At 60.1% G+C, this 15,717-nt stretch carries 11 protein-coding genes; 9 read left to right on the forward strand and 2 right to left on the reverse strand.

Features of this window, described 5'->3' with window-relative positions; translation table 11 throughout:
• The first annotated feature begins 89 nt into the window (after window positions 1-89).
• Complete coding sequence (locus FIU93_RS00905; protein ID WP_075284472.1) at window positions 90-1,025, forward strand: DMT family transporter; 936 nt, start codon at window positions 90-92, stop codon at window positions 1,023-1,025.
• Here the strand turns inward: FIU93_RS00905 and FIU93_RS00910 are convergent.
• Entirely contained in the window at window positions 1,017-2,300 is a 1,284-nt protein-coding gene (locus FIU93_RS00910; RefSeq protein ID WP_152504597.1) for a glycosyltransferase family 87 protein, read from the reverse strand. The genes FIU93_RS00905 and FIU93_RS00910 overlap by 9 nt on opposite strands.
• A 380-nt stretch (window positions 2,301-2,680) precedes the next feature.
• On the opposite strand from FIU93_RS00910, the gene ileS reads away from it, so the two are divergent.
• The 5 genes from ileS to FIU93_RS00935 all read left to right on the forward strand — a co-directional run bounded on the left by ileS (window position 2,681) and on the right by FIU93_RS00935 (window position 9,985).
• Window positions 2,681-5,641, forward strand: a complete 2,961-nt coding sequence (gene ileS / locus FIU93_RS00915) for an isoleucine--tRNA ligase (protein ID WP_152507463.1) — start codon at window positions 2,681-2,683, stop codon at window positions 5,639-5,641.
• 21 nt (window positions 5,642-5,662) lie between these two features.
• Entirely contained in the window at window positions 5,663-6,196 is a 534-nt protein-coding gene (gene lspA, locus FIU93_RS00920; protein ID WP_206904440.1) for a signal peptidase II, read from the forward strand.
• Between the two features lie 114 nt (window positions 6,197-6,310).
• Window positions 6,311-6,982, forward strand: coding sequence for a hypothetical protein (locus FIU93_RS00925; RefSeq protein ID WP_023002063.1), 672 nt, complete (start codon window positions 6,311-6,313; stop codon window positions 6,980-6,982).
• 196 nt (window positions 6,983-7,178) lie between these two features.
• Complete coding sequence (locus tag FIU93_RS00930) at window positions 7,179-8,654, forward strand: pitrilysin family protein (RefSeq protein ID WP_286202392.1); 1,476 nt, start codon at window positions 7,179-7,181, stop codon at window positions 8,652-8,654.
• A 2-nt stretch (window positions 8,655-8,656) separates the two neighbouring features.
• Entirely contained in the window at window positions 8,657-9,985 is a 1,329-nt protein-coding gene (locus FIU93_RS00935; RefSeq protein ID WP_173017237.1) for a pitrilysin family protein, read from the forward strand.
• Between the two features lie 347 nt (window positions 9,986-10,332).
• Here FIU93_RS00935 and FIU93_RS00940 read toward each other — a convergent pair whose 3' ends face one another.
• Window positions 10,333-11,895, reverse strand: coding sequence for an EAL domain-containing protein (locus tag FIU93_RS00940; RefSeq protein ID WP_152504598.1), 1,563 nt, complete (start codon window positions 11,893-11,895; stop codon window positions 10,333-10,335).
• Between the two features lie 376 nt (window positions 11,896-12,271).
• Here FIU93_RS00940 and FIU93_RS00945 point away from each other — a divergent pair, with 376 nt between their 5' ends.
• The 3 genes from FIU93_RS00945 (at window position 12,272) to FIU93_RS00955 (ending at window position 15,531) form a co-directional block, all read left to right on the forward strand.
• Window positions 12,272-13,078 (forward strand): hypothetical protein, encoded by an 807-nt coding sequence (locus tag FIU93_RS00945; protein WP_152504599.1) that lies wholly within the window; start codon window positions 12,272-12,274, stop codon window positions 13,076-13,078.
• 214 nt (window positions 13,079-13,292) lie between these two features.
• On the forward strand, window positions 13,293-14,783 hold the full coding sequence (locus FIU93_RS00950) for a sigma-54 dependent transcriptional regulator (protein ID WP_055657767.1): 1,491 nt from the start codon (window positions 13,293-13,295) through the stop codon (window positions 14,781-14,783).
• 181 nt (window positions 14,784-14,964) lie between these two features.
• Entirely contained in the window at window positions 14,965-15,531 is a 567-nt protein-coding gene (locus FIU93_RS00955; RefSeq protein WP_152504600.1) for a hypothetical protein, read from the forward strand.
• Window positions 15,532-15,717: the final 186 nt, after the last annotated feature.

The raw sequence follows: 15,717 nt of genomic DNA on the forward strand, positions 1-15,717 counted from the left end.
CCAAGCGATTGCCAATCGCCGGAAAGTCGGCGAAATCCCTGTTCGCGTGTGGTTTTCAGTGATGAAGACGCTCCGGAGGTTGCAGCACGATGAAGCGTCAGTCCATTTCCTCGCGTTCCGGGGATGTCGAGCAGAACCCGCTCATGGCAATTTTCCTGATGACGTCGGCCATGCTGCTGCTGCCAGTGATGGATATCACCGCAAAATATCTCTCCGCGGAGCTGCCGACGCTTGAGGTCACATTCGGCCGCTTTTTCTTTCAGCTTCTGATCAGCCTTGCCATTGCATTGGTCACCGGCCGCCTCATGCACCTGAGGGGCAAGCAACCGGTCGTGAACTACCTGCGCGGCATTCTTCTGGGCACGGCATCGCTCTGTTTCTTCACTGCGGTGAAGTATATGTCGGTGGCGACCGCGATCTCGATCTTCTTTGTTGAGCCCATGGTCCTTACCATCCTGGCGGCAGTGCTTTTGAAGGAACAGGTCGGCCCGCGGCGGATCGGCGCCATTCTCGTTGGCCTGCTGGGGGCCATAATCGTGTTGCGACCGACGCTGGCGGAAATTGGCCTCGTCAGCCTGCTGCCGGTCGCAACCGCCGTTCTGTTTTCCTTCTACCTGCTGCTCAACAGGCTCTACCCCGTTCGCGACGATCTTCTGACCATCCAGTTCAGCGCGGGCCTGTCCGGTTCACTGCTGCTCGGGACAGGTCTCGTAATCGGATATCTGACCGGAATCGAAGGCATGGAATTCGTCATGCCGGACGCACCCCAGTCCGGCTTGCTGGCCTTGATCGGGCTGATTTCCTTCGCCGGCCACGGTCTTGTCGTTTCCGCGTTTCAACGCGGCAGCGCCAGTATGCTGGCACCGCTGCAATATATCGAAATCGTCAGCGCCACCCTGTTCGGGTATCTGGTCTTTTCCAATTTTCCGGACGGCCCGACCTGGCTGGGGATTGCCCTGATCATCTCGAGCGGGCTCTACATCACCCATCGCGAGCGCAAGCTGCGGCAGGCGGCCTCAAACTGATCCGGCAACCGCGCCGTCGAGGTGCTCTCGTCCCGGATGTGCGGCGTGCAACTGCAGTCTGCGCAGCCCCAGCCAGACGAGCATCACCGGCAGGACGGGTGCGATCGGCATGCCGAGCCAGATCGCAAACGGGCTGGTGGATGCAGACAGGCCGATGATGATGAAGAGCGCTATTTTCTCGTAAGGCAAGAAGCCGTTTCTAAGGCCCTCGCGGATCAGGAAGGCGCAAGGGATGATGATCAGCGTCAGGTCGTAGGAAAGGGCAAAGGGCGTGACCAGCAAGGTGCCGCCGACCAGGACCGGAGCCCGTACCGACATGGCGTCCGTCCGCCGCCAGACACGCCACACGCAAACGGCAGCGGCAAGGGCAAAGACCGCCTGCACCATCATCGCCGGCAGATGACCTAGCCCCAGCACCCTGCCTGCACCGTAAACCGAAATCATCTTGACCCATTCCACGCCGCCCAGCTCCATCATGGCGGAGGCAACCGGCGCCTGGATCCAGAAGGCCTGCCAGGTGCCAAAGCCGAGTACCGCAACGCCGAGCGCAGCGAACACCAGCGTCGAGACGGATGCACTCAGGAAGGTCCGCCAATTGAAGCTGGCAACAAGGGCCAGAGGAACCAGGATGCCCAACTGCGGTTTGATGGTCAGAAGCCCCAGCGCGATGCCCGCCCACACCATCTGCCGCCGTTCGATCCCGACGAGAAAGAAACCGTAGAGCGCTGCGGTCAACGCTGCATTCTGGCCATGGAAAGCGTTGTTCGCGCAGGCCGGAACGAGGATCAGACAGGCGGCCAGCAGCCAGTTGCCCGCAATCAGGCGGCAGGCCAGACACAACAGACCCGTGGTGATCCCGATAAAGACGGCAAACGCGATCTTGTAGGGCAGAAGCGCAAACGGCATCTGCAACATCTGGAACGTGGGCGGATAGAAGAAACCGAAGACGGTGTCTGTTCCGGTGTACTGCTGCTGGAGGGCGGAAAACGCAGCGGGACTGTATGCCACTTCCGGCGTTCCGTTGAGAGCCTGGCCCCCTGCCATCCAGAAGCTGAGGTAATCCATCAGCAACGTGCCGTTGGGCGCGCCATAAGTGTTGGGCACCACCAGCATCCACAACAGGCCCAGCGTGAAACCGATCGCCGAGCACAGACATGCAAAGCCGATCCGGTCCCAGCTCAGCCATTCGCCTGTCACGACACCGCGAGACCAGAGACTTGCCTTGTCTACGCCCGCCTGCGACCCATTTGCCGCCTGTTTCACCTGATTGGCCATTTTCTGCCGGTCTGTCCGTCGCTCACCCGTCTCAATCCGGGCCTATCCATGACCGAAAGACATTCATATTCGGTTACCCGAAGCCGATTTTCGGAAGTTGTACGTTTGCCGGACAGACAAACAACACAGGATTTGCCGGAACATCTTTATTCATCGCCGAAGTGCTGCTATGTCCCTTGCCATGCAACACAAGGCTCTCATAGTCGTCGCCAGACCGACGATCGCGATTACGCGAATTACTTGCCCGGCCTTCGGCTGACGCGGCAATGCGGCGCCAGGGACCGGGACTTCCTGATTTCATGTTGCTGCCCGAAACGGGCCGGCAATCATCCTGACATATGACGCGGGCCCAGGGCCCGAACGACCGGATCGACGTGACGATGACCGAGACAGATAAACGCGACTATTCCGAAACGCTGAACCTGCCGCAGACCGAATTCCCGATGCGCGCCGGCCTTCCCAAGAAAGAGCCGGAAATCCTCGCTCGCTGGGAGCAGATGAACGTCTACAAAAAGCTGCGCGAACAGGGCAAGGGCCGCAACAAGTTCGTGCTGCATGACGGACCTCCCTATGCCAACGGCAACATCCATATCGGCCATGCCCTGAACAAGACACTGAAAGACATCGTCACGCGCTCCATGCAGATGACGGGCTTCGAGAGCAACTACGTTCCGGGCTGGGACTGCCACGGCCTGCCGATCGAATGGAAGATCGAGGAGCAGTACCGCGCCAATGGCAAGAACAAGGACGAGGTGCCGATCAACGAATTCCGCCGCGAGTGCCGCGAATTCGCCGAGCACTGGATCGACGTCCAGCGCAAGGAGTTCAAGCGCCTCGGCATCGAGGGCGACTGGGACAACCCTTACCTGACGATGCGCTTCGAGAGCGAAGCCGTGATTGCCCGGGAACTGATGAAGTTCGCAACCTCCGGCCAGCTTTACCGCGGATCCAAGCCGGTGATGTGGTCGGTGGTCGAAAAGACCGCGCTTGCCGAAGCCGAGATCGAGTATCAGGACTACCAGTCCGACATGATCTGGGTGAAGTTCCCGGTCGAAAGTGCCGGCGGACGCGATGAAGCGGCTGTCGAGGAATTGCTGGACGCTTCGGTCGTGATCTGGACGACCACGCCCTGGACCATCCCGGGCAACCGCGCCATCAGCTATTCCTCGCGCATCGACTACAGCCTCTACGAGGTTACGCAGGACGGACTGCCGGACGACAACTGGGTGCAGAAGGGCGACAAGCTGATCCTGGCGGATGCCCTTGCCGACGAAGTGTTCAAGAACGCCCGTATCACCAATTTTGCGCGTGTCCGGTCCGTCAGCAACGACGAGCTGGAAACACTGACCTGTGCTCATCCGCTGGCAGGGCTCGATCTCGGCGGTTACGAATTCGACGTGCCGCTGCTGGACGGTGACCATGTCACCGACGATGCCGGTACAGGCTTCGTGCACACGGCACCCGGCCACGGCACGGACGACTTTGAAATCTGGATGACCAAACGGGCCGATCTGGAAGCGCGCGGCATCAACACCGCGATCCCCTTCACTGTTGCCGATGACGGCTTCTATACCAAGGATGCCCCTGGCTTCGAAGGTTGCGAAGTCATCACGCACAAGGGCGAGAAGGGCAAGGCCAACAAGGCCGTGATCGAAAAGCTGAAGGAAAGCGGCAACCTGATCGGCCTCGGCCGGTTGAAGCATTCCTATCCGCATTCCTGGCGTTCCAAGAAGCCGGTGATCTTCCGCAACACGCCGCAGTGGTTCGTCTACATGGACAAGCAGCTGTCCGGCGAAGGCGACACGCTGCGTACGCGGGCACTGAACGCCATCGACGAGACACGCTTCGTGCCGGGTGCCGGCCAGAACCGTCTGCGCTCGATGATCGAGAACCGGCCGGACTGGGTCCTGTCGCGCCAGCGCGCCTGGGGTGTGCCGATCACCGTGTTCATCCACAAGGAAACTTCTGAAGTCCTGAAGGACGAAAACGTCAACAAGCGCATCTTCGATGCCTTCGTGGCGGAGGGTGCCGACGCCTGGTTTGCGGACGGCGCCAAGGAGCGTTTCCTGGGCAACGACTACAAGGCAGACGAGTGGGACATGGTCCGTGACATCCTGGATGTCTGGTTCGACAGTGGGTCCACACATGCCTTCGTTCTGGAACAGCGCGAAGATCTCGCCCCCAAGCGCAAGACCGACGGCGGCAAGGACTATGTCCTTTACCTTGAAGGCTCCGACCAGCATCGCGGCTGGTTCCATTCCTCGCTGCTGGAAAGCTGCGGTACACGCGGTCATGCACCTTACGACGCCGTTCTGACCCATGGCTTCACCATGGCAGAAGACGGCCGCAAGATGTCAAAGTCTCTCGGCAACCAGGTGTTCCCGCAGGACGTCATCAAGCAGTATGGCGCCGACATCCTGCGCCTGTGGGTGGCCTCCACCGACTATTGGGAAGACCAGCGCCTCGGGCCGGAGATCATCAAGACCAGCGTCGACAGCTACCGCAAGCTGCGCAACACGCTGCGCTGGATGCTGGGCTCGCTTGGCCATGCCACCGGTGAAGAAGTCGCGCTGGCCGACATGCCTGAGCTGGAGCGGCTGATGCTGCACAGGCTGGTCGAACTCGACAAGATGATCCGTGAAGCCTACTGGGAGTTCGACTACAAGAAGGTCTTCCACCAGCTGTTCACTTTCATGACAGTGGAACTGTCGGCCTTCTATTTCGACATCCGCAAGGACGCGCTTTATTGCGATGCGGCTTCGTCCGTGCGCCGCAAGTCGTCGCTTTTCGTGATCGAGAAGCTGTTCGATTGCCTGGTGACCTGGCTCGCACCGATGATGCCGTTCACCATGGACGAAACCTGGACCTCCCGTTACGGCGAGGATGCCTGCGTTCACCTGGAGCAGTTCCCGACCGTTCCGGCCGAATGGCGTGACGATGCACTGGCCGCCAAGTGGGCGAAGATCAAGACGGTTCGCCGCGTGATCACCGGCGCGCTGGAAATCGAGCGTCGTGAAAAGCGGATCGGTTCCTCGCTGGAAGCTCACCCGGTCGTGCATGTCACCGATGCGGAACTGATGGACGCGCTCAAGGGCAAGGACATGGCGGACATCGCCATCACCAGCCAGTTGACGCTCAGCAGCGAACCGGCACCGGAAGGCGCGTTCACGCTCGGCGACACCAAGGGTGTGGCTGTCGTGCCCGGCCTTGCCGAGGGTACCAAATGCGCCCGTTCCTGGAAGATCCTGCCGGAAGTAGGCTCCGATCCGGATTATCCGGATGTGACCCTGCGCGATGCTGCCGCCCTGCGTGAATGGGACGCTGCCCATGCCGCAGCCTGAGCGGCAGGGTTCCCGGACACGATGACGCAACAGGATTCATCTTCCAACAATACGAAACGGCCCCTTCTCTGGGGCCGTTTCAGCACCTTTGTGCTTCTGATCGCACTTGTCGGTGTTGTCATCGACCAGGGCAGCAAGCTCTGGCTGGTTTACGGCTTTGATCTTGCCCGCAACGGACCGGTCGACCTTTTGCCGGTTCTCGAGATCGTTCTGGTCTGGAACCGGGGTATTTCCTATGGCCTGTTCCAGCAGAACAGCGACCTGGGCCGCTGGCTTCTGGCCGGCGTGACGATTGCAGTCACGATTGGCCTGTGGGTCTGGTCGGCGCGTTGCCAGTCACGCCTGGTGGCCCTGGCCCTGGCGCTGGTCATTGGCGGGGCGATCGGAAACGGGATCGACAGACTGACCTATGGCGCCGTCGTCGACTTCGTCCATTTCCACGTCGGCACGTTCTCCTGGTACGTGTTCAACCTGGCAGATGTATGGATCGTTGCGGGCGTCGTCGGTCTCCTGTATGACAGTTTCCGAGATGGTCCTAATTCAGCCGCAAAATAATGGTTTAGGCTGGACAACGACTGATCGCGGGCGGAGTGCTGCCGGCTGTTTTTTATGAGAAATCGAGGGGTCTGCGCAGTGCGGACGTTAGTTGGGTTTGTAAAGAATTCTGCAGTGCTGGTGCTTTTGGCCGGTTTGGCCGCATGCCAGGCAGCGGATGGCACGAGCCAGGCACCGGATGTCGCCCTTGTCGACACCGTGATGAAAGGCCTTGGCGCCGTCGATCCGAATGAAAAGCAGATCGAGTACAAACCTCGCGGACCGCTGGCCATGCCCGCAGAGCCGACGAACCTTCCCGAACCGGAAACCAATGTTGCCGGTGTAAACGATCAGAACTGGCCGAAGCAGCGTGAAAACGAACAGCTGACCGAGCTGAAGCAACTTTATGCCAGCTCCGGCAAGACCGGCAGCATGAACAGCGAAGCGCTGACCCCGGAACAGATGCGCGGCTTCAAGATTACCGGTGTTACCGGTCAGAACCGCGATCTCGACGCAGAGCGCCGCTTCAACGAGATCACCGAAGGCGGCAAGCTGACCCGCGAAGAGCAGCGGGCCGAATGGGAGCGCCTGCAGCAGTTGCGGTCCCAGCAGGCAGGTATCGAGCAGAACGGCCTGTCCGCACGCCGCTACCTGACCGATCCGCCCACCGGCTACAGCACGCCTTCTCCGGATGCACCGATGCCGGAAGTGGTGAAGAAAAAGCGCAAGCCGACGAATTACGACGAGTACGACTCCAAGCCGCTCGATCCGCGCTGCCTGGAAGGCGACCAGAACTTCTGTAACTGATCTCTTCAGTGACCGGGCTTCAGGGTCCGAAAGACAGATGACAAAATTGTAACGGGACCTCCGGACCGCACCTCCTATATGGAGGATAGGTCCGGAGGTCTTTTTTGTTGGCCACCATGAAATTGCCCGGCTTTGCGCTTTTCCCGCAACTGGTTGAAGCGCATGCTGTTCGAACGACAAAGAACGGGAGTTGCACGTGAACCCATCGTCCTCGAAGCACGACAAGACATCCCCCGTGCGGCGGTTGAAGCGCTCCATCGGCCTTGTGCTGATGCCTGCGCTCCTGCTGGGCGGCGGCATGGCCCTTGTGCCGGGAAGTGCCTTTTCCGCGCCGGCAACGGCAGGAAACCTGATGATTGCGCCGAACCTTGAAAGCTTCACGCTGGATAACGGTTTGCAGGTAGTGGTCATCCCGGACCGCCGGGCACCGGTTGTCACCCACATGATCTGGTACAAGGTCGGTTCCGCCGATGAACCGGAAGGTCAGTCTGGTGTTGCGCATTTTCTCGAACATTTGATGTTCAAGGGTACTCACGACCATCCCAACGGAGAATTCTCCAAGATGGTTGCCGATCGTGGTGGCCAGGAGAACGCCTTCACCAGCACCGACTACACTGCCTATTTCCAGAAAGTCGCCAAGCAGCATCTGCCGCTCATGATGAAGCTGGAAGCCGACCGGATGGAGAACCTGGTTCTGAGCGACGAAGTCGTGACGCCAGAACGGGACGTGGTTCTGGAAGAGCGGCGCATGCGGGTCGACAGTGAACCCGGTTCCCGGCTGCAGGAGGCGCTGAATTCCATCACCTTCGTCAACCACCCCTACGGCTCACCCGTCATCGGCTGGCAGAGCGAAATCGAAGCGCTCAACAAGGAAGCAGCGATTGCCTTCTACGACCGGTTCTACACGCCCAACAACGCGGTGGTGGTAATTGCCGGAGATGTGGACGTTGATGCGGTTCGCAAGCTTGCGCAGGAAACCTACGGCAAGGTTGCCCGGCGCGCAGAGCCTGGAGAACGCCTCCGGCCGGCCGAACCGCCGCTTGCGGGTGAAAGACGCATTGCCGTTTCCGATCCGCGGGTGCGCCAGGAGTCCCTGTCGCAAATATGGATCGTGCCGAGCCAGACCACCGGGGAAGGCCGCACGCCCGAAGCGCTGGACATTCTATCGTATATTCTGGGCGAAGGGCCCTCCAGCCGCCTGCACAAGGCACTGGTTCTCGACCAGGAAGTCGCCCTCAGCGCCGGCGCCTATTATCAGGGCAGCGCCCTTGATAACGGCCGCTTCGGTCTCTACGCCGTGCCGCGCCCCGGTTACACGCTGGAAGACATGGAACGGCTGATAGCGACCGAACTTCAGAAACTGCTCGAGACCGGCGTCACGGAAGAAGAAGTCGAACGCGCCCGAAACAGCATGGTCGCCAGCGCGATCTACGCCCAGGACAGCCAATCCGGCCTGGCACGCCTTTTCGGCGGTGCCCTGACCACTGGGCAAACGATCGAAAACGTCCAGACCTGGCCTTCGCAGGTGCAGGCTGTCACCCCTGAAGATGTCCTGGATGCGGCCCGCACCTATCTCGCCGGCCTCCCCGTGGTCGGAGAGTTGCGCATGGAACCGCCCGTCGTGCCCGATGCCGCCCAATCCGATGCGCCCCAGACGAAGGACAAGTCCTGATCATGGCACACACCCTCTTCTCCCTGCGCGGTCCGGTCTCCGCCCTCGCTTTGTCGCTTGTCGCCCTGCTTGGCCTGATGAGGCTGGCGCAGGCCGTCGAGATCCAGGAAGTCACCAGCCCCAAAGGCATCACAGCCTGGCTGGTAGAAGACCATACCGTGCCTATCGTTGCGCTCGATTTTTCCTTCGACGGCGGCTCCGCGCAGGACCCTGTCGGAAAGGAAGGCCTGACGCGACTGCTCGCCGCAACGCTGGACGAAGGCGCGGGTGAAATGGATTCCGAAACCTTCCAGGCCAAGCTGGAAGAACTTGCCATCAGCATCAACTTCAGCACCGGCAAGGACCGGTTCTACGGCAGCTTGCGGACCCTGACGCCAACCCTTGACGACGCCAGTGACCTTCTGGCCCTCGCCGTGAACGAGCCGCGCTTCGACGAAGCCCCGGTGGAGCGGATGAAGGCCCAGCTGTCGCAAAGGGCGAGACGCAACGAAAGCGATCCGGATGCGATTGCCGGAAGAGCCCTTGCCGAAGCTATGTTCGGTGATCACCCCTACGCCCGGCCAACGCTTGGCACCGCCGAAACACTGGCCGGCCTGAACGCGGATGACCTTGCAAACCAGAAGGGCAAGCTTCTCGCCCGCAAGGGGCTGATCATCGGTGTCGTCGGTGCGGTCGATGCTGAAACCCTCGCCGGAATTCTCGACAAGGTCTTTGCCCCTCTGCAGGAGGAAGGACAGCTGGTGCAGATTGCCGATTTCGAACCGGAGTTCGGAACCGGAGTAAACCAGCAGCTGGCGGTACCGCAAACCACGATCCTGCTCGGTCTTCCCGGACTGACACGTGACGATCCGGACTATCAGGCCGCCTTTGTGATGAACCACATTCTGGGTGGCGGCACCTTCACCTCCTGGATGTATGAAGAAGTGCGGGAAAAGCGCGGGCTTTCCTACGGCGCCGGCACATCTCTTTCTCCTTACGCACACACGGGTCTTCTGATCGCCAATGCCGCGACCAAGGCGGACCGGGCGGACGAGACTGTGAAGATCATGTTGGAACAGATCAGTCGCATGGCCGAAACCGGACCGAGCGAAGACGAATTACAGTCTGCCAAACAGTATCTGACCGGCTCTTACCCTCTGCGCTTCGACAGTTCCGGCAAGATTGCCCGGCAGTTGGTCGCTCTGCAGAATGCAGAACTGGGGATCGATTATTTCGACCGCCGCAACAGCGAGATCGAGGCTATTTCACTGGACGACGTCAAACGGGTGGCCAAACGCCTGCTGGCCGACAAGGCTCCGACAGTGGTGACCGTAGGCCCGAAGCAGGGGTAGCCCCAAACCACCAACGACACTGCCTCAATGACAAACGCCCCGGCTCAAACCGGGGCGTTTTTGATTTTGCCTGCCAGACTGAAGTGCGACCATCACTGCTCGAACCTGGGAACAGCCTTCAAGGCAGAAAACGTGCATTCGAGATACGCATCGCGATCCGCTTGTCCGGGGTGACACAGGGGGCTCCAGGTCGGCACTTTAAAAAAGGCCGAGCGGAAAAAGCCCTCAAGCCGCCAGCTTTTGCCATATGGCGGCAGACCACTGTCATGGGCTGCTCCGTCGGTTAGGAGCAGCTGAAATGTCGAAGCAGATTATCGTTTCGGGAACGCGGAAGCGCCTTGCGCGGATCAACCGGCGGCGGAGCGTCTCGGGCCGGGTGCAGGTGCGCCCTGCAGCACTTCCGCACGCACCGGGCGCGGCGGCGAGAACAGGTTGCCTTGAGCAAGCTTGACGTCGTAGTCGAGCAACTCCAGCACCTGGGATTCCGTTTCCACATGATCAGTGATCAGCTGCATGCCATAGCGATGAAGCAGGTCGCCGAAATCGGACGGATGGATGTGGCCGTGTTTGGCTTCGCGGCGCCCGATGAGATAGTCGGCGTGCAGCTTGCCGTATTTGAAACCCCGGCCCGCCAGGGAGTTGAAGTCCATCTTCATGTCCGCGATCTGGTCGACGGAGAAGCGGAACCCGGCTTCGAACAGCGAACTCAGACTTTCCAGCTCCATCCCGCCCATCTGGGCGACATCGTCCTGGGAGAATTCGAACACAAGTACATCGGCCAGATCCTGGTTCGCCTTCACGAATTCCAGGAAGCCGGGGAAGAAAGTTTCGTCAACCAGCGACTGCGACGAGATATTGCAGAACAGGATGGCATTGCGATTGCGCGAGGTCAGGCGGCGCACGACCTGGATGGAGCGGAACAGCAGCAGATTGTCGATCCGGGCTATCTGGCCCGAGAGAACCGCTTCCGGAATGAAGGCCGATGCTTCGATCAGGTTGCCGCCGTTATCACGCAGGCGGGTGAAGGCTTCATAGTACTTCACCTGGCGCTGCGGCAGTGTCACGATCGGCTGCAGGTGGAGCTCCACCCTGTTGGCATTGAGTGCCGACGTGATCAGTTCACGCATGGCCATGTTCGGCTTCGGCTTTTCGGCCGGCATCGCGGTACGTGCGGCAAGGCGCTGGTCGGGTTCATTCGGCAGTTCGAATGCGTAATCCTGCTGCTGGTGGTTCGGCTGTTCCTTGACCGGAACATGACCCAGCTTATCCTCGAGACGCGGTGCGTGCACACCATAGCGTCGATCGAAATCGTTCATGTCCCGGCGCGGTGCAGCCGCTGGCGCATAGGGCTCCTGCATGCCGTTGTCCGCTTCATGAGAAAAGGACGCCGGGGCGTGCTGCTGGCGCTGCGGGGCCTGCGCAGGCTGCTGAACCGGAGGCCAGTTCTGCGGCGCCTGATAGGTGGACCGGCGTTCTTCCTGGTAGGTCTCCTGCGGCTGCTGATAACGTGGCAAGCTTGGCATCTGCGGCGGCGGTGCGATGGCCTGCTGGTCCTCGACCCTCGCTTCAAGGTCGGACATGGCCTCGGCCATCTGCTTGACCAAGGTGCCCAGTACTTCAACTTCAGCAAACAGAGGGTCGATTTCAGCGCGGGTACGGCGCGGCATGGTGTGTTCCATGCCCGTGAGCCTGCCTTCGAGATTGCCGACATCCTCGTCCAGATCCGCCATGCGCTCTTCAAGACGGTCGACCGCCTCACTCACCGCGCCGCGGTCGCGTGCACGACCGATCAGCAGGTGGATCAGGATCATGGTGCACATGAGCGCAAGCGACAGGGAAACAGCTTCGCCGAACGGCCGTCCGAACTGGAAGACCAGAACTGTCGCAGACGACAGCGCGATCACGGCCATGCAAATTGCTACGAATATGGTCCCTGTCCGCCCCATGGTATTCGAAAGTTCCAACGCGAATCAAAAGTTACTGGTTAATCATGCCTTAAGAACCATGCGTGGCCGAATCTACAACCGCCTTGCGGTATGGAATCCGTGACTTGTCCCCGACTATGGTTGATGCGTCACGGTATTTCGGCGTTTTTCGCTCCTCACGCAGCGTTCACAGTGTCTCAAACAGCTCACAACCACAAGTCTCCCACTCACCCGCTGGACGCACCGGGCAATGACGTCCCCATGACTTTTTGACCGTTGCATTCGGTAGTACTTCGTCTAAATTTACGTAAGGGAAGCTACTTCACGGCGGATCAGTCAACAGGTCTAGCAGGGGGCTGATATGCATGCAGCCGAACAAACGACATATCGGGCACCGCGCGACAATGCGCCGGATGCGAAGATAGACCAGCCTGCCAAGGACCGCCCCGCACCCGAGGCCTCAACTTCTCTCAAGTCAGGTGAAGCGACGGCCCCGAACACAGTGCAGGAGCAGCTTCCCTGCGAGGAGCAGATCAAGGCCGCGCTCATCAACACCCTGAAAAGCTCCGAATTCCAGTCCGCGCCCCAACTGCGTGCCTTCCTGGGGTTTGTCGTGCATGCCACGTTGAACAGACAACAGGAAAAGATCAAAGGCTATACGATCGCGGTTGAAGCGCTCGGGCGGCCGGAAGACTTCAATCCGGTGACGGACCCTATCGTACGTGTCGAGGCCGCCCGGCTGCGGCGCAGGTTAGAGAAGTACTATGCCGGGTCCGGTGCAAACGACCCGGTGCGCATCACCATTCCCAAAGGCAGCTACGCGCCGGAGTTTCAACCGGCGCACGCCGGGTCGTTTCCGGATTGTGCAGCAGACCTTGCCGCCAAAGATGCACCAGACGGGGACTCGGCCGGTAAACATTTCGCGCCGGGAACGAAGGCTCTTCCACACCTTGAAACAGGTGGGGTGTCGGGAACCGTGGACGAGCATGATGCCTTCCGGCCGCCCGCGCACGCCTTGCGCACCGGAACCAACGCACCGGGTGGAACCGGCCTTCCGGAAGTCTTCCGAAAGCTGCAACGCGCATTGGTACATCCTGTTGACCTTTGGCTGGTGTTCGCCCTCTGCCTTGCCAGTTTCCTGGCAGGATACCTGTCGGCCGGCCTTTGATTTCTCAGGTCTGACCGGTCTTCGGCATATCCACCACACCCCGCCTGAGCTGGAATATTTTGCTCACTTCGGCCCTTTTCTGTGCCGAAAGCGAAGATCGCCTGCAATTTGCGTCATCTGACAACGCTTTGTTTACCCTGTTCGGAGAATTATCAAATTGACGAATCTTTCGATATTCGAATGACCCGTATCCAGCGATGGGAGTTACCCAGCAATGGGGAGTAATGAGGGCAAAGAGCTGCCTGTTATAGTACGCGTACTTGACGCAACGGCCTCCGAGGCTGCCCGCACCTCTGCGGTCTGCGCCAAGCTGTCTCATGCCTGTACGGACCCCATCCTGTACACGGAATCCTCGTCCTGCCTGCAGGACCTTGCAGACAAGACCACCGACATTCTGATCATTGATCTGGAAACCATCGGTGGCGACGAAGCCCTGGAAGCCTATGCGGTCCGCTGTCCCAAGGCAGTCATCATCGCGGTTTCGGCCAAGGGGTCTGTCTCGCGGGCCGTCAGCGCGATGCGCGCCGGAGCCCATGATTTCCTGACCAAGCCCTTCTCGCTCGATGCGCTTGCGTCCAAGATTTCCTTCCAGCTGAAACAAAGAAGGCCCGTTCAACCGGTTGCTCCCGCAGCACCGCAGAGTGTCCAGCCTGTCGTTTCAATGCCGGAGCTTTCAGCACCTCCGCTTCGCGCGGCACACATCAGGACCGAAAGCTCCGGAACGAACCGCCTGGTGGGCACCTCCGCCCAGATGCGCGACATCCACGACCAGATCGGTCGCATGGCGCCGTCGCAGGCTCCGGTCTTCATTACCGGAGAGTCCGGAACGGGCAAGGAACTGTGCGCTGCTGCGGTTCACGAATTATCCGAGCGCCGGTCCAACCGTTTCGTCACCTTGAACTGCGCTGCCATTCCGCGAGACCTCATTGAAAGCGAGATCTTCGGATATGTGCGCGGCGCCTTTACCGGAGCTGCAGACAACCGTGCGGGCGCGGCCGAACAGGCCGATGGCGGCACGCTGTTCCTGGACGAGATCGGCGAGATGGACCTTCTCCTGCAGAGCAAGCTGTTGCGCTTCCTGCAGACAGGGACGTTCCAGCGCCTCGGCGACACACATACCCGCAAGGTGGACGCGCGCATCATCTGCGCCACAAACCGGAACCCGGTTCAGGAAATATCCGCCGGCCGCTTCCGCGAAGACCTTTACTACCGGCTGCACGTGCTGCCGATCCACATGCCGCCTCTCAGAGAGCGCCGCGACGATATCCTGCCGCTCGCCGAAACCTTCCTTGAACGCTATTCGGCGGAAGAACGGCGCGGGTTCAGAGGATTTGATGCGGACGCGGAAGCGCGGATCATTTCCTATCCCTGGCCGGGCAACGTCCGCCAGCTTGAGAACACCATCCGGCAGATCGTTGTCATGAATGACGGTGCCGCTGTCACATACGACATGCTGCCGCTGATCATTCGTGACCAGAGCAGCCGGCCGGGCACCTTGATCGACCTGTCCCGCGAGCGATCGCGCGTGGCACCGCCAAGCCGACCGTTCGGAACCATCGAGCCGCTTTGGGCCCAGGAGCGGCGCATCATCGAAGACGCTCTTGATGCCTTTGACGGCAACATCGCCATGGCGGCAGCAGCTCTTGAGATCAGCCCTTCCACTATCTACCGAAAGCGCCAGTCCTGGACAGCCCGCAGCATGTAAATGCCCGGACCGGAGACACGTTAACCGCAATCGGGTTTTCTACTTTCGCGGATAACGAGTAGAGTACAGCTAAATCCGGCGTTTACCGCGCCGCACACATTGCCTTGTTTAATCGGACAAGTCGGTTTATATCGGCAAAATCGCTGAAAACGACAAGATTTAAAGGCGTGCGGGGATATAGATGATGCTGGTGGGAAAATGTGCTTTTCGGCAGACGCTGTCTGCTGTTCTGATTGCAACCGGACTGTCTGCTGGACAGCTGTCCGCGCAGGCCCAATCCCCCGCCAGCCCTCCAGAAGCTTTCCAGAACGCACTTGCCGCATATGACCAGGCATGGGCGGCTGCCGGTCTTTCGTTCACGGCCGCAACCTTCGCTTCCAGCCCGAGCACCGGATATGGCGAGTACACGCCGCGCGCTGATGCGACGTTCGCCGATGGTGAAGCGCTGTCTGTCTACGCGGAACCGGTCGGTTACGACTTTCAGGAAACCGAAGGCGGTTATGCCTATGAGCTGACCGCGGACTACAGACTGCTGACCAAATCCGGCCAGGTTCTGGCCGAACAGGAGAACTTCGCGACCTTTTCCGGCAGCGGCCGGTCCAAGCAGCGTGAGCTTTCCGCGGCCCTCACGTTTCAGTTCAGCGGCCTGCCGGCCGGCGACTACCAGCTGGAAACGAGCTTCACCGACGAGATCGGCGGCAAAACGAGCGCCTTTACACTGCCTTTCAGCGTTTCCGGCGCGAATTGAGCCGGGCTCGCTGACGCAGTAGCAGCGACGCCATAATTCCGCCTCCCCGGTCTGTTGACTACCCCATAGGCGCAACGCGACCGATTGCGATTAAATTCTCGTCACAAAGCATTGACAAGCTGAGCACAGCTACATAAATCCATGGCGCTGTTAGCACTCGCTGTTAAGGAGTGCTAATTGGTGACG

This window comes from Labrenzia sp. THAF35 (genome assembly GCF_009363595.1).
In the GTDB taxonomy this organism is placed as follows: Bacteria; Pseudomonadota; Alphaproteobacteria; order Rhizobiales; family Stappiaceae; genus Roseibium; species Roseibium algicola.

Bases quoted from the DNA above. Each gene is read 5' to 3' on its own strand.
- FIU93_RS00905 (WP_075284472.1), top strand. From the start codon at position 90: ATGAAGCGTCAGTCCATTTCCTCGCGTTCCGGGGATGTCGAGCAGAAC.
- FIU93_RS00910 (WP_152504597.1), bottom strand. From the start codon at position 2,300: ATGGCCAATCAGGTGAAACAGGCGGCAAATGGGTCGCAGGCGGGCGTA.
- ileS (WP_152507463.1), top strand. From the start codon at position 2,681: ATGACCGAGACAGATAAACGCGACTATTCCGAAACGCTGAACCTGCCG.
- lspA (WP_206904440.1), top strand. From the start codon at position 5,663: ATGACGCAACAGGATTCATCTTCCAACAATACGAAACGGCCCCTTCTC.
- FIU93_RS00935 (WP_173017237.1), top strand. From the start codon at position 8,657: ATGGCACACACCCTCTTCTCCCTGCGCGGTCCGGTCTCCGCCCTCGCT.
- FIU93_RS00940 (WP_152504598.1), bottom strand. From the start codon at position 11,895: ATGGCCGTGATCGCGCTGTCGTCTGCGACAGTTCTGGTCTTCCAGTTC.
- FIU93_RS00945 (WP_152504599.1), top strand. From the start codon at position 12,272: ATGCATGCAGCCGAACAAACGACATATCGGGCACCGCGCGACAATGCG.
- FIU93_RS00950 (WP_055657767.1), top strand. From the start codon at position 13,293: ATGGGGAGTAATGAGGGCAAAGAGCTGCCTGTTATAGTACGCGTACTT.
- FIU93_RS00955 (WP_152504600.1), top strand. From the start codon at position 14,965: ATGATGCTGGTGGGAAAATGTGCTTTTCGGCAGACGCTGTCTGCTGTT.